The 254-nt window shown below is 41.3% G+C and carries 1 pseudogene; it reads right to left on the reverse strand.

What is annotated here, in order from left to right:
• Positions 1–254: pseudogene (locus tag Q5Y71_RS17420) on the reverse strand (serine protease); the annotation flags it as partial.

A 254-nucleotide genomic window follows, 5' to 3' on the forward strand; every position in this document is an offset into this window, starting at 1 on the left:
ATTCGGGTAAGATTCAATAGCTTCATCTAAAACTGAGTAAGTATAAAATGCAGGGGTGGTATGACCGTAACTACGGTTAAATGCTGAAATTTCTTCATCTGCAGAAATACCACTTCCAGGAAATCCATGAATCAATAGCTCTGTTTGTGCTATTTTATCTACACCTAAATAGTTCATACCGATTAGCCCTGTGTCTGGGGCTACACCACGGCTACCTATGTTGTTCCAGCCTTTAGCTGCGATTAAGCCAGCCA

This window comes from Microbulbifer sp. 2205BS26-8, from assembly GCF_030731025.1.
Taxonomy (GTDB): domain Bacteria; phylum Pseudomonadota; class Gammaproteobacteria; order Pseudomonadales; family Cellvibrionaceae; genus Microbulbifer; species Microbulbifer spongiae.